The sequence below is a fragment of the Marinomonas sp. AWM4_232 genome, from assembly GCF_056158325.1.
The window spans coordinates 169,716-190,030 of the sequence record NZ_JBSWTA010000001.1 but is presented as its reverse complement, the minus strand read 5'-3'; the positions used below and the strand labels follow the sequence as shown (position 1 = coordinate 190,030).

Annotated in this window: 21 protein-coding genes; 14 read left to right on the top strand and 7 right to left on the bottom strand. The window is 44.8% G+C overall.

The features are described from left to right. Positions 1–22 precede the first annotated feature (22 nt). The gene (locus ACXAC1_RS00890; protein WP_475057729.1) at positions 23–1,204 is read left to right on the top strand and encodes an AAA family ATPase; all 1,182 of its coding nucleotides are present in this window, start codon (positions 23–25) and stop codon (positions 1,202–1,204) included. Positions 1,205–1,211: 7 nt separating this feature from the next. Here the strand turns inward: ACXAC1_RS00890 and ACXAC1_RS00885 are convergent, their stop codons facing one another. Next, entirely contained in the window at positions 1,212–2,132 is a 921-nt protein-coding gene (locus ACXAC1_RS00885) for a LysR family transcriptional regulator (RefSeq protein ID WP_475057726.1), read from the bottom strand. Positions 2,133–2,331: 199 nt separating this feature from the next. On the opposite strand from ACXAC1_RS00885, the gene ACXAC1_RS00880 reads away from it, so the two are divergent. From ACXAC1_RS00880 to ACXAC1_RS00855, 6 genes are all read left to right on the top strand, one after another. Further along, a complete protein-coding gene (locus ACXAC1_RS00880) occupies positions 2,332–3,363 on the top strand; it encodes an amino acid ABC transporter substrate-binding protein (protein WP_475057723.1) in 1,032 nt (343 codons plus the stop codon). A gap of 61 nt (positions 3,364–3,424) precedes the next feature. Further along, positions 3,425–4,654 carry an amino acid ABC transporter permease gene (locus ACXAC1_RS00875; RefSeq protein WP_475057720.1) on the top strand — a complete coding sequence of 410 codons (1,230 nt, stop codon included), beginning with the start codon at positions 3,425–3,427 and terminating at the stop codon, positions 4,652–4,654. After that, positions 4,655–6,013 (top strand): amino acid ABC transporter permease, encoded by a 1,359-nt coding sequence (locus tag ACXAC1_RS00870; RefSeq protein WP_475057718.1) that lies wholly within the window; start codon positions 4,655–4,657, stop codon positions 6,011–6,013. Then, positions 6,013–6,783 carry an amino acid ABC transporter ATP-binding protein gene (locus tag ACXAC1_RS00865; protein WP_228189702.1) on the top strand — a complete coding sequence of 257 codons (771 nt, stop codon included), beginning with the start codon at positions 6,013–6,015 and terminating at the stop codon, positions 6,781–6,783. Before ACXAC1_RS00870 ends, ACXAC1_RS00865 begins: the two co-directional genes overlap by 1 nt. Positions 6,784–6,848: 65 nt before the next feature. Next, positions 6,849–8,159, top strand: coding sequence for an NAD(P)/FAD-dependent oxidoreductase (locus ACXAC1_RS00860; RefSeq protein WP_475057715.1), 1,311 nt, complete (start codon positions 6,849–6,851; stop codon positions 8,157–8,159). 444 nt (positions 8,160–8,603) lie between these two features. Then, on the top strand, positions 8,604–8,888 hold the full coding sequence (locus tag ACXAC1_RS00855) for a hypothetical protein (RefSeq protein WP_133560273.1): 285 nt from the start codon (positions 8,604–8,606) through the stop codon (positions 8,886–8,888). A gap of 68 nt (positions 8,889–8,956) precedes the next feature. On the opposite strand, the gene ACXAC1_RS00850 is transcribed toward ACXAC1_RS00855, so the two are convergent. From ACXAC1_RS00850 to ACXAC1_RS00825, 6 genes are read right to left on the bottom strand one after another with little or no spacing between them, the layout of a single operon-like run. Continuing rightward, positions 8,957–9,409: a phosphatase domain-containing protein gene (locus ACXAC1_RS00850; RefSeq protein ID WP_475057712.1), complete on the bottom strand. Its 453-nt coding sequence runs from the start codon at positions 9,407–9,409 to the stop codon at positions 8,957–8,959. Further along, entirely contained in the window at positions 9,406–9,960 is a 555-nt protein-coding gene (locus ACXAC1_RS00845; RefSeq protein WP_475057709.1) for a histidine phosphatase family protein, read from the bottom strand. Before ACXAC1_RS00845 ends, ACXAC1_RS00850 begins: the two co-directional genes overlap by 4 nt. Before the next feature lie 2 nt (positions 9,961–9,962). Then, complete coding sequence (locus ACXAC1_RS00840) at positions 9,963–11,027, bottom strand: MBL fold metallo-hydrolase (RefSeq protein ID WP_475057706.1); 1,065 nt, start codon at positions 11,025–11,027, stop codon at positions 9,963–9,965. Continuing rightward, positions 11,011–12,057: an ABC transporter ATP-binding protein gene (locus ACXAC1_RS00835; protein ID WP_475057703.1), complete on the bottom strand. Its 1,047-nt coding sequence runs from the start codon at positions 12,055–12,057 to the stop codon at positions 11,011–11,013. The genes ACXAC1_RS00840 and ACXAC1_RS00835 overlap by 17 nt, the downstream gene beginning before the upstream one ends. Further along, entirely contained in the window at positions 12,039–13,742 is a 1,704-nt protein-coding gene (locus tag ACXAC1_RS00830) for an ABC transporter permease (RefSeq protein WP_475057700.1), read from the bottom strand. The genes ACXAC1_RS00835 and ACXAC1_RS00830 overlap by 19 nt, the downstream gene beginning before the upstream one ends. A gap of 6 nt (positions 13,743–13,748) precedes the next feature. Then, complete coding sequence (locus ACXAC1_RS00825) at positions 13,749–14,723, bottom strand: ABC transporter substrate-binding protein (protein ID WP_475057698.1); 975 nt, start codon at positions 14,721–14,723, stop codon at positions 13,749–13,751. A 128-nt stretch (positions 14,724–14,851) separates the two neighbouring features. On the opposite strand from ACXAC1_RS00825, the gene ACXAC1_RS00820 reads away from it, so the two are divergent. The 7 genes from ACXAC1_RS00820 (at position 14,852) to ACXAC1_RS00790 (ending at position 20,282) form a co-directional block, all read left to right on the top strand. Beyond that, positions 14,852–15,607, top strand: coding sequence for a DeoR/GlpR family DNA-binding transcription regulator (locus ACXAC1_RS00820; RefSeq protein ID WP_475057695.1), 756 nt, complete (start codon positions 14,852–14,854; stop codon positions 15,605–15,607). Between the two features lie 443 nt (positions 15,608–16,050). Then, positions 16,051–16,323, top strand: a complete 273-nt coding sequence (locus ACXAC1_RS00815; protein ID WP_133560266.1) for a hypothetical protein — start codon at positions 16,051–16,053, stop codon at positions 16,321–16,323. Between the two features lie 145 nt (positions 16,324–16,468). Further along, a complete protein-coding gene (locus tag ACXAC1_RS00810; RefSeq protein WP_475057692.1) occupies positions 16,469–16,804 on the top strand; it encodes a zinc ribbon domain-containing protein YjdM in 336 nt (111 codons plus the stop codon). 161 nt (positions 16,805–16,965) lie between these two features. Next, positions 16,966–17,721, top strand: coding sequence for a MipA/OmpV family protein (locus ACXAC1_RS00805; RefSeq protein WP_475057689.1), 756 nt, complete (start codon positions 16,966–16,968; stop codon positions 17,719–17,721). A 9-nt stretch (positions 17,722–17,730) separates the two neighbouring features. After that, positions 17,731–18,414 (top strand): hypothetical protein, encoded by a 684-nt coding sequence (locus tag ACXAC1_RS00800; protein WP_475057686.1) that lies wholly within the window; start codon positions 17,731–17,733, stop codon positions 18,412–18,414. Next, complete coding sequence (locus tag ACXAC1_RS00795; RefSeq protein WP_475057683.1) at positions 18,407–19,516, top strand: sensor histidine kinase; 1,110 nt, start codon at positions 18,407–18,409, stop codon at positions 19,514–19,516. The genes ACXAC1_RS00800 and ACXAC1_RS00795 overlap by 8 nt, the downstream gene beginning before the upstream one ends. After that, positions 19,503–20,282, top strand: a complete 780-nt coding sequence (locus tag ACXAC1_RS00790) for a LytR/AlgR family response regulator transcription factor (RefSeq protein WP_475057680.1) — start codon at positions 19,503–19,505, stop codon at positions 20,280–20,282. Before ACXAC1_RS00795 ends, ACXAC1_RS00790 begins: the two co-directional genes overlap by 14 nt. Positions 20,283–20,315: the final 33 nt, after the last annotated feature.

Sequence of the window (20,315 nt, the reverse complement as noted above, 5' to 3'; positions counted from 1 at the left end):
GACCCAAAGGAAGCCATTTCATATGATCAAAACCTTAGCCATCCAAAATTACCGATCCATTATTAACTTAACCATCCCTATGGGGCAGCTAAATTTGGTCACGGGTGAAAATGGCAGCGGTAAGTCTAATCTCTACAAAGCACTGCGATTGCTGGCCAAAGTGGGTGAGGGTGGCTTGGTGCGCTCCTTAGCAGAAGATGGCGGTTTGGAGTCGGTGTTTTGGGCTGGGCCAGAACAAATTTCAAAACGAATGCGCAATGGCGAAGTACCGGTACAGGGTGGCCCAAGAAAAACCAAGCGCCAACTGAGGTTGGGGTTTTCTGGTGAAGACTATGGTTATGCCGTGTCACTTGGTTTACCAAAATTTGGTGTGGCAATGCCGACCACATCTGAGACGCTGTTCAAACTTGATCCAGGGATCATGCGTGAAACGATTTGGCATGGTGATTATTACCGACCTGCTAGTGCTTTGATCGATCGACAAGACAATGCCATCAAATGTCGTAATGGCCGAAGCTGGGAAGTCATTAATTTCCATACTTCAAGCTTTGACTCATTATTTGAAGTGGCGGCAAACGCCGTTCAAACCCCAGAAGCATTCTTAATGAAAGATCGCATTAAGAAATGGCGTTTCTACGATCATTTTCGTACCGACCAAGCCGCACCTGCACGGCAGCATCATATGGGAACCTTCACACCAGTCCTGCATCATGATGGCAGGGATTTAGCCGCTGCTCTACAAACCATTTTAGAAATAGGGGATGCAGAAGCATTACACAGCGCAATTGACTTTGCTTTCCCTGGTTCCAGCATTGATATTGAGCGAACCCGAGAAGGTCGCTTTATTCTCTATTTTTACCAGCATGGTTTACTAAGACCGTTAACCGCCTCTGAACTGTCCGATGGAACATTGCGCTATGTGCTTTGGGTAGCGGCCTTGCTCACGCCACGACCACCGGAGCTAATGGTTTTAAACGAGCCAGAAACAAGTCTACATCCAGACTTGCTGCCTGCGCTTGCGCGTTTAATCCGCTACGCTGCTCAGCATTCACAAATGTGGATCGTTTCGCATGCATCGCGCCTTATTGCTGCTTTAGAACAAGATGAGCAATGTCACTCGATACGTTTAGAAAAAAGCTTTGGGGAAACCATGATCCCTGATATTGATGTTCTAGATCTACCTGCTTGGCATTGGCCGAAATAAAGCTGTATCAGTTCGGTCCCTCCATGGAAATGCCTGATTTATTCTGCAGCTCATTTATTAAGGAATCGTAAAACTCTTTAGCTAATCCAGAAAGAGGGTTGAGATTTGAGGTAATTACTTCAAGGGGCTCAATAATGGTTGGAGTAAAGGGTCTCAACACCACATTTGGTAAATTAAAAATGCTAGAAAAATGATGGTAGTTTAATGCGTCAACGAGTGCCACGCCCATTCCAAGGTTAACGAATGACAGAGCATGAATGGTTGTATGAACTTCAATAGTGCGACGTAGCCTTAGTTCTGCATTGTTGTAGGCTTTTTTCAACGCCTTTGTCGTTGCGTTTTCAGAGTCAAGTGTAATCCAGGCGGTATCGATGAGGTCTTGAGGTGAAACTTGCTCCAATTGCGCTGCAGGATGGTGTGCGGGCAATGCACAATAGCACGCCATGTCAAATGCAGCAGAGTCGTGTTTAGAGGAACTTTGCGCTTTATCGACTAATCCAATTTGGTATTGTCCTGAAGCAACCCCTTGGCGAATAGCGGAACAGCCCGATAAGTGAAGGCTGACATGAACACCCGGATTATTCGCTTTAAATTTTGCGATCAACTCAGGTAGAAACTGATAAGAGGGGCCAAAGATACTACACACTCTTAGTCGACCTGAACGATTGTTTTTTGCACTCTTAATGCTGTCTTCTAGATGGTTAACACTTTGCAGCACTCCATAAACTTCCTCATGAAGATACATTGCCTCATCTGTAGGAATCAGCTTGCCATTACTGCGCTCAAAAAGTTTATAGCCAATTTCATCTTCAAAGTTCGCCAACATCTTACTGGCAGCCGGTTGACTAACATATGATCGTTCCGCCGCTCGAGTAATGCTGCCAGTCACAAATACTTCGTGGAAGATGCGTAGCTTATTTATGTTCATAACAAATAACCTTAGGTTATGACTTCATTAAAAATATTCAGTGTGATTATCAAGATGCTTCAAATAAGATCCTAACTGTTAGCGAATTGATCTGCATCATTTAGTGCATGCTCATCTAAATCAAATTGTTGATCATATGCAGCTTAGAACAAAAAACACTACCACTACGGTGGTAAGGACACTACAAAAGGAAACTCAAATGCTAAAGCTTTCTACCTCTATTTTGCTAGCTTCGTCACTGTTGTCTGCTCCAACCTTTGCCGCTGACACGGCCTCTACATTAACTCAAGTTAAAGAACGGGGTTACGTGAACTGTGTCATTGGTAACTCTTTCCCTGGCTTCTACAGTCTTAATAAAGAAGGCGAGTGGCAAGGCATGGATATTGATATGTGCCGTGGCGTTGCTGCCGCTGTATTTGGTGATTCGAAAAACGTTAAATTCCTGCCTGTCCAGTGGGCGCAAAGTTTTACCTCCATTAAGAGTGGTAAAGGTGACATGTTGTCTAAAGGGATGACATGGACACTTTCACGCGACGCTGAGCAAGGTTTGGATTTTTTAGATACGTATTTCTATGACGGCCAAGGCTTCATGGTACGTAAAGATCTAGGTGTTACTTCAGTGAAAGAGCTGGAGGGAGCAACGATCTGTGTGCTGACAGGTACTTCTAGTGAATTAAACATTGCCGATTACAGCCGAGCACACAACCTAGATTTGAAAACTGTTGTCTTTGATGATTCTTCGGTCCGAAATACGGCGTTCTTTAATAACAACTGCGATGCTCTAACCAATGATAAATCTGGACTTGCTGCTCAACGTTCAGCGGCCCCTAATCCTGCAGACTACGTTATTTTGCCTGAGACTATTTCTAAAGAGGCATTGTCTTTTGCTGTGAAGCAGAATGATAGCGAATGGGCCAACGTTGTGAAGTGGACCTTTGCAGCCATGGTTGCAGCAGAAGAGTTTGGTATCACATCTGAAAACGTAGATGAGATGAAAGCAAACAGCCAAAGCCCTGTAGTGCGTCGTTTACTAGGCGTGGAGGGAAGTTTAAATAAAGGACTTGGGCTTCCTGATGATTGGGCATATCGAGTGATAAAAAATGTGGGTAACTACGGTGAAGTATATGAGCGAAACGTAGGACCAAACAGTGTTTTAGGTTTAGAGCGTGAGGGTACTCTGAACGCATTATGGAAAGATGGCGGCATGATGTACGCCAAGTCGTTCCGTTAATGTAACGCTAGCAGGGGAGTCGCTTCCCCTGCTTTATACCTTATTCATATTGGTTTTGCCTATGACTCAATCTTCAATAGCTAAACGAGCTAACACCCCGATGGCCAGCCGAACGATCACACCAGGAGCCAGTTCTACACCGGGGTTGCTAAATAAAGACTCCACTAGAGCGGTATTTATTCAAGCGATTACACTTGGCATTGTGCTATTTACATTGTGGTATGTTTTTGCCAATGCAGCAGGGAATTTGGACCGCTTGGGAATGTCGTTTGGATTTGACTTCCTCAGTGTAACCGCTGGTTTCAATATCAGCTGGAGCTTAATCCCTTACGATCCAAGCATGACCTACTGGCGCGTCTTCTTGGTCGGTGTGCTTAACACCTTGGTTCTATCCTTTGCCGTGATCATTGTTGGCACCCTGATTGGAACCATTGTCGGCATCATGCGACTTTCACACAATCCACTGGTCTCTCAATTGGCTCGTTGGTACGTGGAAGTGGTGCGTAACGTGCCATTGCTTATTCAGATCATCTTCTGGTTCACCGTCATTTTCTCAACACTGCCTGCACCTAGACAAAGCTACCACTTTTTCGATTGGGCTTTCTTGAACAACCGAGGCCTGTATTTACCAACGGCGAGCATGTCGATTTCAGGCTGGTGGGCAGTCCTGTTAATTGCACTATCCGTGTTGAGCCTATGGTTGATACGTCGCTGGTCTGCCAATGTAAAACGAGAAACGGGCAAGCATCCACAAGCGTTTTATTTAGCGCTGGCGGTGTGGGTAATCGCGGTTGTCATTTCTTACGGAGTACTGTCTCAATGGCTAAGCTGGTCTATTCCTGCATTGAAAGGGTTTAACTTTTCTGGCGGAGCCTTCTTACCGGCCTCATTTGGCGCAGCCTTTGTCGCAATGACCGTTTATCGTTCCGCGGCTATTGCTGAGACTGTTCGTGCTGGCATGCAATCCATCGATAAAGGCCAACACGAAGCCGCGTTTACGATCGGCTTCTCAAGATTCCAAACGCTTCGCTTGGTACTTATTCCACAAGCCGTAAGGGCCATTATTCCACCGATGACCAACTCATGGCTGGCGGCGACCAAGGATTCCTCTTTAGCCGTTGCCATTGGTTTCCCAGAATTAGTGTCCGTGTTTATGCAAACTTCAATCAACCAGACCGGACGTGCCATTGAAATTATCTCTATGGTGATGGGCTTCTACATCATTATCAGTTTGCTTATGTCGTATCTGTTAAATCGATACAACGAACGCGTTCAATATAAGGTGAGATAAATGAGTGCTTCTAAATACACAGATAATTCCGCTGTGAAGCGCTTCAAAGCTGCTCCGGCGCGTGCTCCCTTGAAGCAAAATCGTGGATTATTTCATGTTTTGCGTCAGCGATGCTTTAACAATGTTGGTAACTCAGTTTTAACATTGCTGATTCTATTAGGTGGATTTTATTTAATAAAAGGAGTCCTTGATTGGGCTGTTATTAACGCCGTATTTGTCGCAGACAGTCGTCGTCAATGTATGGAAATCAGCCCTGATGGCGCCTGCTGGGCAGGCATTATCAGCTGGTTTAACGGACTTATCTACGGCCGTTATCCATTAGAAGAACAATGGCGTGTGAATGCTGGCTTTTTGATTGGTGTGGCTTGGTTACTGCCGCTGATGTCAAAAGGTTTGCCATTAAGAAACTTTGTTTTACTTTCTTGGATTGGTCTATTTCCATTCCTAGGTGGGTACCTGTTTCTAGGGGGGCAGTTTGGCCAAGAATTAGGACTGTTTCACGGTCTTATGACCAGCTTAGCACTCGCTTACTTTGTGCTGAATTACCTTAACTGGGGGTTGCATAAACTGGGTAAACAGGGACTTCATGAAGTATTTGTTCCGGTGTTATCGCAATGGATTCAGCGACGTGTTCATTTAACCAGCTTGCTACTTGTTTGGGGAGCTTTGGCTATCGTCATTGCTTTTGGCTTAACGCAAGTCTCATTGCCTAGTGTTGCCATCGAACGCTGGGGCGGTTTGTTCTTAACTTTCATCATCGCTGGCTTTGCAATCACCATGGCGATTCCTGTTGGGGTAGTGTTAGCCCTAGGGCGCCGTTCCAAGTTACCAGTGATTCATTGGTTATGTCTGGTAACGATTGAATTGGTGAGATCCGTCCCTCTAATCACTGTTCTGTTTATGGCGGTGACACTGCTCCCGATCTTTCTGCCAGCTGACGTGGAGTTCAATAAGCTCGCCCAAGTACTCGTTGCGGTCTGTATCTTTGCAGGTGCTTACATGGCCGAGAACATTCGCGGTGGTTTACAGGCTATACCAGCGGGGCAATATGAAGCCGCCAAAACGTTAGGGTTTGGCTACTGGCACACTATGTTGCTGGTTATCTTGCCTCAGGCACTGCGCATGATGATTCCAAATATCATGACATCGTTTATCAGCTTGCTCAAAGACACCACGCTAGTCTCCATCATTGGCTTATTCGACATCATGTTGATGGCGCGGAACATTGCCAATGATAAAGATTGGATCGGCTTACACACTGAGCCACTGGTCATGATTTCTATTCTATTTTTTGTCATTTGTTATGGCATGTCGCAATACAGTCTTAATTTGGAAAAACGTTTAAAGGTTGATCGCTAATGGCTACATTGAATACAAACGCTGCGTTGGCAAAGGAAGAAGTAAAAGCCATTGAAATCCAGCAACTGAATAAATGGTACGGAGACCATCACGTTTTAAAAGACGTTACTCTCGATATTTACGAAGGTGAAATCATGGTGGTCTGTGGACCGTCTGGCTCTGGCAAGTCCACATTGATTCGCTCTCTTAATCACTTAGAAGAATACCAAGAAGGTCAGGTGAATGTGTTTGGTCAGACGCTGGCTAGAGACCGCCAAAGCGATCAGCTGATCCACAATACCATGGGCATGGTGTTTCAAAACTTTAACCTATTCCCGCACCTTACCGTATTAGAGAACTGTACGCTTGGGCTGACTTGGTTACGTAAGTTACCAGAGAACGAAGCCAATCGAACCGCTATGAAGCTGCTCGATCGAGTCGGCATTGCCCATTTGGCGCAGCGTTTCCCAGGGCAACTCTCTGGTGGTCAACAACAGCGTGTGGCGATCTCTCGCTCATTAGCGATGGAACCTAAAATCATGCTGTTTGATGAGCCAACTTCCGCATTAGACCCTGAAATGGTGAAAGAGGTATTGGACGTTATGATCGACCTCGCTAAAACCGGCATGACCATGGTTTGTGTCACCCATGAAATGCAGTTTGCCCGACAAGTTGCTGACCGAGTGGTCTTTATGGCCGATGGTGAAGTGGTTGAAGTCGGCCCACCTGAGCAGGTGCTGGTCAACCCAGAATGGGACCGAACCAGAGAGTTCTTACAACACGTGCTTTAGCCCGATGCTCTAGGAGCCCAAGTAGGGGCTCCATTATTCACCCAAGATTTACGGATTTTATCGATATGTTGGCAAAACATTTATCGACGTACACCAACATGCCTTTTTGGCTGGCAGATACGTCTTACAACCGAACTTTTCAAACAACGCCTCGCTATCAAATGCCGACAAAAGTAGATGTCTGCATTGTCGGTGGGGGCTTTACTGGAATGTCTGCGGCGATCACGTTAGCGCGTGCTGGAATGAAAGTCGCGGTACTTGAAGCAGGCAGAATGGGCGAAGGGGCGAGCAGTCGCAATGGCGGTTTGCTTGGCCCCAGCTTCAGTAAATTAGGTGTTGATGGTTTAGAGCGACAGTACGGTCGAGAAAACGTCCATACCTCCATTAGAGAAAGTTTGACGGCGTTCAACTGGTTGGTGGATTTTATACGCGAAGAAAAAATCGATTGTGATTTAAACTTATGTGGCCGTTTCCGTGGTGCCAGCCATCCCAGTCACTATGCTGGTCTAATCGAACAAGCAGAAGAATTGGCAAAAGTCGTCGACTTTCCAGCTATTGAAGTGCCTAAATCACGACAACACGAAGAAGTCGGCTCTACTGCTTACCATGGCGGAGTGGTCTACCCAACAGATGGTGCGCTGCAGCCAGCAAAACTGTTTGCAGGGTTAGCTCAAATCGCTGCACACGAGGGGGCATTCCTGTGTGAGCACACGAAAGTGCGCAATGTTGATAAGCAAGTCTCAGGATTTAATGTGGTATACGATGGCGGTCAGTTACAGGCAGATCAAGTCATCATTGCTACCAACGGCTACACCGATGGGCAGTTCGGCGAATTTAAACGACGTTTAATACCGATCCGCTCGGCGATGATTGCCACCGAAGAATTACCGGAGTCCGTCGTTCAATCTGTCTCTCCAAAACTACGTGCCCACGGCGGAACCGAGCGCTTAGTAGCGTATTATCGACCGTCTCCCGATGGTAAGCGTATTCTATTTGGCGGTCGCGCCTTTGGTCGCGGTGATCAACCCCAACTTTATTCGAAGTACCTTCAGGACTTTATGATAAGAACGTTCCCGCAGCTTAGCGAAACCAAAATCGATTATGCTTGGTCTGGCCTAATTGCCTATACGTTTGACCATGTTCCGCATATTGGCAAGCTAGACGATATGAACTACGCCATGGGGTATTGCGGATCTGGTGTGGGGCGAGCCAACTACTTTGGTCGTAAAGTGGCTCAACAAGTGTTGCAACTTGCCGAAGGGAAAACCTCGTTTGATGCCTTCCCATTCAAAGGAAGGCCGCTTTACAATGGTACACCTTGGTTCCTTCCTGCCATTATGAAATGGCATGATTTTGCAGACCGACAAGGCTGGTAGCCAACTCAGCGGAAATTATCGAACTTTTTGATTAAGAGCGATCAAGTTTATCGATTTCAAATGAGTAAATGGAATAAGCCTATTTCAGCTTGGTTACAGTATTAAGGATGAATATTGCATTCATCCTTAACGTTTTTTTGATCACTTGTTGTTTAAGTAATCGAGGGTATGCTGAAAAATTTGTTGATCATAAACATTTTTTGCGATGTTTAATGAATAGCGGACGTCATGTTCAAAAGTTTCATAATCCATCCATTTATCCCAAATTAAGATTGATTTAACGGTTTGTAGGAAGCATTTTGGAACACGTTTTAGACCTCTTTTTTTATTTTCTAGGCAGTCTAATATTCACCTTATCGAAACGAATTAAGCGACATGCTTAATTCTTAACAAGTTTAAAGGTTGTAGTAATCGACAGCCTAATAACAAATTAAAGGTGAAACTATGAACTTCAAAACTCCTGCATTAATCGCTGCTCTTGCTTTAACTGCTTCTGCTTCATTCGCAGCTGGCGATGAGAATAACCTTCTTGATGATTACCTAGACGCACAAGCACACGCTAAAGCCTTGTCAGCACAGCTTGAGACTATGGGTGTTGAGTCAAATCCAAACGTAGAATTTAACTCTCCAGCAACGTTGTCTCAGAAGCTAGATGCTTATCAAGACAAAATTGATTCGCTTCAAGCTGAATTTGATGCGCACAACACAGCAGTAACTCAAGCTAACTAATATTGAGTTAAAGCCGAAAAACAACAAAGCCCCGACAGGTACTCTGTCGGGGCTTTGTTGTTTTGGGATTAAAAATTGCCCGGTGCGCACTGGAGACAAGTGAGTCCTAGCTTGCGCCACTGTTCTACCACTGCGTCTCGATCATCAAGCACCATCCATGGCTCAAACCCATCCGCATGAATACGCTCAAGCAGCTGTTTTTTTACCTCCTCATCTGGCACATGATCCGCATCCAATGGTCTTAGATAAACGCCATCGAATGGGATGTTGTTTTGTTGCATCCAAGCTTCAGAATGTTGTTGGTGACTTTCTGGTCGACCTGAGCAGATTAGGATCTTTTCGCCACTATTTTTTAGGATTTTGACTAGTTTAAAGACATTTTCAATCACGGGGGCGTCTTTCATGTGATCAAAGAAAGGGTCCCATTGTTTCTCCTTGCCTAACACCCAGTCTTTGACAAAAACGGGATCGAACTCGGCTAATGTGCCATCCAAATCGACGATGACTGCACTGTGTTTCATAATGAATGTCCTCTGTATGGAATAAGTTCCCAACGATGGCTTCGGCCTCGTTTGGGCTGCACGATGATTGGCTCAATATTGCCAATGCGTGGGCCTTCTGGCGTGCCGAATAGGGAATGATGAATCGCTCGATAAATGCCTGAATGAGCGATGATTAACGGATGATCGTATTGCGCCAAAATATGGTTGAGAGTCTCGATGCTACGAGCATAAAAATAATCCCAAGGCTCACCGTTTTCAGGCGTTGCGAAATAGTCGGTTGCGTCAGGAATAGGTTGCCCTTCAAGGCTGCCCCAGTCTCGCTCTCGAATGCCTTTAAAAAGTTGTAGCTCATTCCCCGGAACGGCGAGTTTGGCGGTTTGAATGGTTCGTGTTAAATCGCTAGTACACACGGCTGACCAAGATTTATTAAGCAATTTGGCAGCGTTTTTAGCCTGTTGTTCACCAAGTTCTGATAGGTGACTATCGGTACTGCCACCAATGCGTTTAGCGGCGTTAAAGTTGCTTTGTGCATGGCGAGCAAACACAAACGGTTTCGAGATAAGTTGCATAGTTAAAGTTCGATAATTGATGTTGCTAGAAGATGTTCACCTAGGCGGTAGCGCCATTCGTTGATATCTTCGATGGGGCTAAAGAGAGGCACACAGCGCTGACATTGCAATTGATCCATAACACGCGCGATGTCTTGGCTGGTTGGGTGAACATTCCAACGCACAAAGTGCGCTTTTCCCTCGGAAACTGCTTGTCTCGCGTGAGCGGGAAGATGTCCCGTATAGATCACATTGTACTGGTCAGCGTGTTTCAATAGTCGCCCAGCATCCCCTGAGAAGCCTTCGGGATCGCCGCACAAGATAATCGGTGCATGGTCATCAAATTTTCTGTGGGCAATATTAGATGCTAGCTTTTTGAGCTCTGGGCAAACCAGCTCATCCGAGACTTGAGTGATATTATGGGGCTGCAGACAGTCATTGCCTAACACCCAATCTTTCATGCCTTGTTGCTCAAACCAACAAGCCATTTCCAAAGCACGTCCACTTTGCGGAACAGGCATCAAGTTTGGCTTTTCTGTTGATAGTACTGACAGGATATCTTGCTTCGCCTGATCTTGAGTTCGATCGTACAAACCATAGGATGCGTCTAATAATGCTGTTGCAGCTTTCGGTGGTCGGTCAAACGGAAACAGTTCGGACTCTAGACAGAAATCCCCACTGTAAAAAATGCCGCCTGCGATTTCCAAATGCAACCACACGCCACCAAAAGAATGGCCGGCACAGCCTGTTCGAATCCGAATACCGTTAATATCAATCGTGCCTCGGTTTGGTAATCGCTGAATATTTAAATGCTTCGGCAAATAGGGAATGACTTGCTCCGTTGCATACACTGGAATCGATGCAGGGGCGTCGACTAATCCACCGATATGATCAGGATGATCGTGACTGATAATGATGGCATCGATATCTTCGGGTAGCTGCCAACCTTTATCTAAGTGGCCTTCTAGTGAACCACCAGCATCGAGCAGCAAATGCACAAGTTGGCCATTTTCTAATTGGGTTTTAACGGAAATCGCAGCTGCGGCCTTAGCGCCAAAACCACTTAAAACATTAACGGTCATGGTCATGGGAAGGCTCTAGCGTCCAGGCTTGTTGAATTGATAACTGACGAGTTGAGCCAATCGTTAAAGGTTCTGTGTGGTAGGCGTGCAGCGTGTCGCCATTTTCAAGTTCCAAGAAGATGTCGTAACGCTCACCACGGAAAATACATTCGCGAACCGTACCTTGTAACATGTTGGAGGTAGCGGACAAATCAACATGCTGTGGGCGGACCAGCATTCGGCCATGGTGCCCTGTCTGATCGTACAGTAGCCCAATTACATCGGTGGATGTCAGCAGTTTATTACCTAGAACTGATTGGCAGCGTAGGATCGAGCCCTGACCGATGAAGTTTGCTACCCATTCATTACTTGGTTGAGTGTATAAGTTTTCAGGCGTACTCCATTGCATCAATTGGCCATCTTTTAGTACGGCAATTTGATCCGCCAAAGCCATTGCTTCTGCTTGATCGTGAGTCACATAAACCATGGTGGCGCCGGTACGGCGGTGAAATTCACGAAAAGTGATTTCCATGCTTTCCCGTAAATGACGATCAAGGTTCGCGAGTGGTTCATCAAACAGAATGACATCCGGCTCTGTTACAAGGCTACGAGCGAGCGCTACTCGTTGACGCTGACCACCGCTTAATTGGTTAGGTAAACGGTCTTTGAAATCGTTAAGTTGCACAATGTCCAAGGCGTCTTGTACACGTCGTTGATAGTTTTGACGATCCACTTTCTGGATTTTCAACGGGTAGCCCACGTTTTCCATCACTGTCATGTGCGGCCATAGGGCATAGGATTGAAACACCATGCCAAAGTTACGCTCTTCCGTAGGTAAGTGAAACTTTGTGCTCGAAAGGCACTGATCTCCGTGCTGAATATCGCCAGCTGAGACGGTTTCAAAGCCTGCTAACATACGTAATATTGTGGATTTGCCACAACCACTTGGGCCAAGCAGTGCGACGAATTGCCCAGGTTTAATGGTTAATGAAAGATTATCGACGACTGTTTTATCGCCGAAAGACTTGCTGACTGCGTTTAAACTGAGTCGTGCCATGGGATTACACCTTTAGGTAAGCGTGGCGCGAGTAAGCTCAGACAGGCCATCAGCGCTGCCACAAGTAAAACAACTAATACGGAAATTGCAGACGCTAGAACGGTGTCACCGCTTTCGTCTAAGTTAAAGATCAATACACCTAGGGTTTCATTACCGGCACTCCAAAGTAGAGCCGATACTGTCAGTTCATTGACTGAGATAAGAAACACTAGGATGGCACCCGCAAAGAAGGCGGGTGCAGTAAGCGGTAGAATGATATGAACTAAACGCTGTATTGCATTAGCGCCGGCTAGCTGTGCCGCTTCTTCTAAAGCTTTGTCCATCTGAGACATAGCGCTATAAATCGGTTTTAAGCAGACACTCAAAAAGCATGATAAATAGGCAAGGAAGATAATGCTCATGGAACCGTAAATGCTCACACCGAGAATAGGCAAAGGGCGTGCAAACAGTAAAATGAAAGCAATGGCCAATACAATCCCTGGAATCGCATAAGGCACTTCGATCAAACTGGTGACTAATATTCGCACCTTAAGCGGCAGCTTTAACAAGATGTAGCTAAGTGGTAAACACAAGCACATCAAGACAACGGAAGCTGATCCAGCCAGCAATAAGCTATTGCTAAACGCTCTGGCTGTGACGCCTTGGTTTGCGAGCATTTCAATGTAAGCAGAAACAGTAAACGTTTGACTGTTCAATGGCATGCCTAAAGCTGGCACAAATGAACTGACCACAAGCGCAATGCATGGCACCACTAAAATCATCAGCAGTATCAAGCCAAGAGCGGTTTCAGTGGGTAGGCGCCATTTACCTAAACGGAATGACATATGGCTTGAGCTGTGTCCCACTAATGCGTATTCGCTGCGCTGTTGTAGCCATTGCTGCATAATCATCCCGCCTAGAACAAGAAACGAGATCAACATGGATAAGCCTGCTACTTCGCTCAGCATACCTTGGCCAAAGCCTGCCATTTTTTGGTAGATCAGCGTTGGTAAAACCAAATAATTCACGGGGATGCCCAGCATGGCAGGGATGCCAAAGTTGCCTAATGATGAGACAAACGCCAGTGCGGCACCAGCAATTAAGGCGCCACGGGTGAGCGGCAAAATGATATCGATCCAAATAGCTTCTTGTGAGGCGCGAGCAACTTTAGCTGCCTCAATCAAATCTTGAGGTAAGCAAAGCAGCTGAGTACGCAAAGCAAGAAATACTAGCGGCGCATTCTGGATGCCCAATAGCAGAGCAATGCCTTCTGCAGAGTACATTGGGTTTGGACTACCCAGCGCAGGTGCCACGCCAAAGGTATTCAAAATAGGGCTGGCTGGACCGAACAGCTGAAGCCAGCTCAGTGCCGTGACTTGTGGTGGGATCATCATCGGCAACATAAACAGAAATACCCAAATCGCGCGGGCGCGGATATTGGTTAGGGTGACAATAAAGGCGAATCCTGCACCTAATACCACGGCGATCAGTGTGCCAAGGCCTGAGGTATAAAAGCTGTTTCGAAAAGCCGTCCATGTTTGACTGCTGCTCATCACTTCACTTAAGGGAGACTGCACATCAAACTGCACACCTTTTAAGGCTTCCATGATGAGTCTGACGCTGGGTAATAAGCTCAGCAAAGCAATCAATAGAAAAATCGAAAAGGATAGCCAGCGAAGCTGGCTATCGGTGTTGCGTAGGTACATCGTGTATTAGCCTTCAAAAATATCGCTAAAGTGCTGTTTGTTGGCTTCGTTGTTTTCCAATGTTTTTGCCGCATCGAATGCCATTAGCTTAATGTCTTCACGTGCAGGGAAGCCTTCTGGAACAGGCATGCCAGAGCGTGCTGGCAAGTAGCCTTGGTCAAGCACTAGCTGTTGACCTTGTTTTGATAAAACAAAATCTACGAACTTTTGTGCTGCTGCTTGGTTTTTTGAACCTTTCATAATGGCCACTGGCTCTGTCACCATGCTGACACCTGTTTTCGGAAATACGAATTCAAGTGGTGAGCCTTTTTGCGCTTCACGAATCGCAAGAAAATCGACGATCACACCGTATGGTTTGGTGCCTGAAGAAACGGCTTTTAATACGCTACCGTTGCCACCTTGCGCCATCACCTGATTGTTATGCAGCGCTTCGTAGTATGACCAGCCAAGGCTTGGTTCATCTGTCAGTGTTGCCAGATGGATCAGCGCTGCACCGGAGTACAGTGGGCTTGGCATCGCAATTTGGTTTTTGTACTCAGGCTTTGCGAAGTCAGACCAATCTGTTGGTTTTTCTGGCGCACGTTGGTGACGAACAATCCCTGTTGTGATCAGCTTAGTGCCGTAGTAGTAACCTTCGTTATGGTAAAGAGACGCATCGTAGTTCGAGCGGTTAGGGCTTAGGTAGGGGGCTAAGTAGCCATCTTTTGCCATGGACTCCATAGTCACGCTATCAGCGATTAAAAGTACATCTGGATTCACCACGCCGCTGCTTAGCTCAGCACGAAGTTTAGTCATCAATTTAGTGGTGCCGTCGCGTACCCATTCCACTTCGATTCCCGGGTTCGCTTTTTCAAACGCATCCACGGTCATTTGAGCATCTTTGTTTGGCTGGCTGGTGTACAGCGTCAGTGTCTCAGCGAAGGATAGGGAAGATACTGAAGCCAAAATACTGGTTGCGACGAGCGTTTTTAACATCTTCATTGCAAAAGTTCCTAAGTGGTTAGAAGTTACTGAAACACTAACGCCACACTTTGACACTAAAGTTACTGAATGCTTTCGTTTGGATGTTATTTGCTTTCGTTTGAAGTTTTACGCTTTAGGGGAGGATTATGAATCAGCGGCAACTGGATATTATTCAATGGATCAATGTAAATGGTCGTCAGCCATTACAAGCGGTAGCGGATGCTTTTGGTGTTTCTGTACAAACCATTCGCAGTGATGTGCGTTTATTATCGGAGAAGGGACTGTTATTAAGAAATCATGGGGAAGTGGTTCCATTTCCGAACCGTGAAAACATCAGCTTTAATCAGCGTCAGATTTACAACGCAGAAGGTAAACGACGTATGGCCGAACTCTGCTTACAGCAGATTTCGGATTATCAGTCGGTGTTTTTGGGATCTGGTTCAACAGTTGCTGAGTTAGCGAAATGTCTTAGCGAAAAAGAAGATTTGCATGTCATGACAACGAATCTTCATGCGGCGCGTATTATTAGCGAGCATCCAAAGGGCGAGCTAACCGTAGCTGGCGGCAAAGTTCGCAAACGCGATCAGGATATTGTCGGTGCAGATGCAGTGCGTTTCTTTCAGAAATATCGAGCAGATGTGGGCGTGTTTTCCGTATCCGCTATTGATAAGCATGGCGTGTTGTTTGACTTTACAGATGATGACATTAGCTCTTTAGAAGCCTTGGTTGATAATTGCCATTACCGAGTTTTAATGGTCGATAGCACGAAATTTGACCGTGCGTCACGCTGTGTTTGGACACGTCTGAAAGACATTGATTGCCTGATTACAGACCGTCAGCCGCCAGCTTACTTGCAGAGCAAAATCACGTCTTTGGGGGTTAAACTAATATACAAAACTTAATGACTCTGCAGTTTGAGAAAATGTATCGAACGTACTGATGCTTTCTGATCAATTTCTTCGATTTCAATTATGTAAGTGTACGAGTCCAAATAACTTTTATGCTGGGGTTTTAGGATGGATTGCGAACGGATCGGTGAATGCTGTTTGCAATATTTGGCTGTTGTAACGTATTTAAACGGGGCACGGCATGATTTTTATGAACATTGTTTGCAACTTCTGACGCTTTGATGTCATTTTTTTTAGGGTTTGCGCGATTGGTGCTTTTATCGCTAATTAAGGCTGTTTTAGAGGCTTGAAGGAAGCATTTTGGAACGCTCTGTTGGGCTCTTTTTTTCTATATTTGAAGCGCTAATATTACTTCCATCGAAACGCGAAACACTTCCCTAAACGTTTCGCCTAACAGACAAAACAGAAAATGTTTAATAGATTAAAAGGTGAATAATATGAACTTTAAAACTCCAGCTATCATTGCAACTTTAGCCCTAACTGCAACAGCTTCATTCGCTTCTGGCGATGAAAACAATCTTCTAGATGATTACCTAGATGCTCAAGCACATGCCAAAGCATTGTCTGCTCAACTAGAGACAATGGGTGTTGAATCAAACCCAAATGTAGAGTTTAACTCTCCAGCGACTTTGTCTCAGAAACTAGATGCTTACCAAGACAAAATCAGTGATTTGCAATCTCAGTTCGACACTGTTCGCACTGCAAACTAAGCATTAGATCGCTTAAATATTTGCTTTACCAAGCCCCTGAAAGGTAACTTTCAGGGGCTTTTGCATTTTAGCTAGTTTGCCTATCGTTCAAAAAGTCGTTTAAGGTTAAAATTAACGATCACTTTATATGTAAAAGAAGCAACACATGTCTTTACCACCTTGCCCAAAATGCCAATCAGAATATGTCTATCAGGATCAACTTAATCTTATTTGTCCAGAGTGTGCTTATGAGTGGAACCCTAACGAAGTAGAAGATGATGGCGAGTTTTCGGTTACAGATGCGAACGGTACTTTGTTATCTGAAGGCGACAAAGTCACTTTAGCAAAAGACCTCAAAGTCAAAGGTAGCTCTATGGTGCTAAAAATTGGTACGAAAGCGCTGATCAAACGCATCAAAGAAGGTAAAGACCATCAACTTGATTGTAAGGTGGATGGCGCTGGAGATATGTTTGTCACAGCAAAATTTGTGAAAAAGGCATAACAGCCTAGAGGGGATTGCTTTATCTTAGTATTCTTCCGTTCATCGACTTATATTACTTCTTATCACCTCACCATTTTCGCTTGTCTGTTTTATGGGATCTTTCCTCCTGTGTTCTGAACACATTCCCTTTTGAATATATAAAACAGACTGAGTGAAACAACATGAAAAATGCAACATTATTAGCGGCGCTGAAATACAGCGCCTATTTCTCCTTAATAGGCGCGAGCTGCGCTATTCAAGCTACGGAATGGAATGCCGATTTAGGGCTTTCTTTACTGGGGGCTCAAAGCCATGTTTTTGGAGAAGAAAATAAAGCTGAGGTTCGCCCTTATTTAAACCTAGAATACGGTGTTTTTATTGCCGGTCCCGATGGGCTTGGAGTGTCTGGTCAGCTTGGCGAAAGCGATCAGTTAAGTGCGGTTTTTATTGTTCGTGAATCTGTGATTGATCATGATGAAAACGGTTTGTTAAAACATTTAAAAGAGCGAGATGATGCTACAGAGCTGGCCCTTCACTGGACGCACTTTACGCCTTTAGTGGATATTACAACGGCGATTTCTTCCGATGTGTCTGATACGCATGAAGGTTATGAAGCAAAGCTGATGCTATCCAAAAAGTTGGAAACTGAAGCCGGTATATTTATTCCAGCGGTTGCCATTCAGCATCAATCAGAAGAGCTTGTGGATTATTATTATGGTGTAAGGGCGGCTGAAGCAAATAGTCGTTTTGCTTCTTATAAAGGGAAAGCCGCGACTAATGCAAATGCTTCGATAACACACGTATACCCCATCACACCTGAATGGCATGTAGCGACACAAGTTGCTTATGACTACTTGGGCAGTGGGATCGCTGACAGCCCTATAGTAGAAGAGTCTGGCTACTGGAGTGGTGCTCTGTCTGTATTCTATCGCTTTTAGGTGATACTTATGGAAATTCTTAGAAAGTCTCAATCACACTTGCTGGCTGGGTCAGCAAGTGTGGTGGCTGGCCTAAGTTTTTTGGTCGGACTGGTTGTTTACTTCTCAGTATTTGTCACCGCCGCCTATGGTGATATGACACATGATGTCCTCACGCAGTTAAACCTGATGTCATCACATTCGACACTGATGTACGTATGGTATTTTGTGATTTACATTGTATTTGGTGTCGCGCTGATTGCTTTGCAGGTGGGAATAAAGCCTTACCTTGAAGCTGGGGTACTTTCTTCAATTGCCTTGATCTTCGGCTATCTCTGGTCAGGGCTAACCATCACATGTGGCATGTTGGCTAATGTTGGCACCTACATGATTTTGCAACTTATGCCGCATCAGCAAGACATCGCGATATCACTTTGGTATACCCTTCACATGCTGCTGAATGGTATTGGGGGTGGTAATGAGTTAGTGGGGGGCGTATGGCTTGCTATGCTAGGACTAAGCTTGGCTAATGATGACACTATTAATCGTTGGCTGAAATGGGTTGCGGTGATATTTGGTTGTTTTGGGGTGTTAACATCGGTGCCAATGTTGACTGAATTAGGTGGTGTTTTTGGTTTGGGTAGCATGGTTTGGTTCTTGGTGATGGGCTGGTATCAACTTGATCTCTATAAAAAGGTTAAAACCTATGAATAAACGGCCATTTCATGCTTTTTGGCAGCGTCATGAGCTTCTGAAAGACACTTTAACCGTTCTCATCTATTGTGGTCTGATTGCTGTCGTGATTTGGGTTACTGAAGCGGGTGAATTTTGGATGACTCTGCAGATCTCTTTGGTATTTGGTGCTGCTTGTTTATCCTGTATTCGTCTCAGTATTCATTGTCTTAAAAATAAACTCTCGGTTTTAGGGGCCACAATACTGGGCTATTTCGGTGGTGTTGTGATCGGGATGGGGTATTTGCTTTATCAGGTCTATGATTCGTTTGATGCCGTGTTAAATGCTTCTTGGTCAGATCTATTATTGAAAGTGCTATTTAGCATGCTAGTCACTTACATCTTTTACAATGCTCATAGGTTGAGTCGAAAAGAGCGCGAGTTGCAAGAGCAAAAGATGAAAACACTCATGCAAGAAAAGCAATTAGCGGAATCAAATTACCAAATGTTGCAATCTCAAATTGAGCCGCACTTTTTGTTCAATACGTTAGCGAATATACAAGTACTGATTGATATCAGACCGAACGATGCCAAGCATATGCTCGATGATCTAACGAGTTTACTGCGTGTTTCCATGAGTAAGATAAAACAACCTCGTATTAAGCTAACTGAAGAGTTGGATTTAGTAACGGCCTATTTATCGATTCAGAAAGTAAGAATGGGAGACCGACTAAATTATGATATCCAAGTATTAGACGATGTAGGGGCGATAGAATGCCCTCCATTTTTACTGCAACCATTGGTTGAAAATGCCATTGTCCATGGAATAGAACCCAGCTTAAAAGGTGGTGCTATTAAGGTTTTGGTCAAGGTGAAAGGAGAGCATTGTTATGTGACCATTCTGGACTCTGGCCTAGGCTTAGCGCCAAATTGGCAAAGCTCTGAAGTCTCTGATAAAAAACATGGTATTGCCCTGAAAAACATTCGTCAGCGTTTGTTGTTAATCTATGGTGAGCGGGCAACATTTCAGATAGAGAATGTTTACAGTGAGCAAAAGCAAATATCTGGTTGTCAGGTACAGCTTCGCTGGCCTTTGGATATGCCACCTCTAACGATACACGGACAGGATCATGTCAAACATTAAAACAGAGAAGCCGATCCATATCATGGTGGTTGATGATGAGCCGCTATTACGTTTCCACTTGCAAAAAATACTTCAGGAGCTGTGGCAAGATATTGATCAAATTATGGCGGTGGGTTCAGGTATCGAAGCAATCAATGTCGCCAGTGAAATAGATATTCATACGGTTTTTATGGATATAAAAATGCCTGGACTAAGTGGAATTGAAACAGCAAAACAGTTACGTGACTCTGGATTTCAAGGTAACTTGGTGTTTGTTACAGCTTATGATGAGCACGCTATTGCGGCTTTTGAGCATGAAGCATTGGATTACTTGCTTAAACCAGTCGATGAAAAACGTCTTTTGGAGTGTGTTCAACGACTTCAGAAACGATCACAAACAACGGTTAAATATGAGCTGGATGCTCAGCAGTTAAATCAGCTATTACCACAACACTCGAACCAATCTCTGCAATGGGTTAATGCCTCTCGAGGCGATGCAATTCATGTAATTAACGTCAGCAATATCAGCTGTTTTATAGCAGAAGATAAATACACGACGGTGGTTACAGAGGAGGGTGAGTACCTTATTAAAAAATCCATTAAGCAACTTATGGATGAACTCAATCCACAGGAATTTTGGAGAATTCATCGTTCTGCCTTGGTGCAGGTTAGTCACATTAAATGTGTGAACAAGGATGAGAATGGAAATTTAACGGTCTCACTAAAAGAGATTGGGAAAACGCTGCCGGTTAGTCGAAGTAATATGCATTTGTTTAAGCAAATGTAGCCATCTAATCAAAGCCCTATCGCTAAGCTTAAA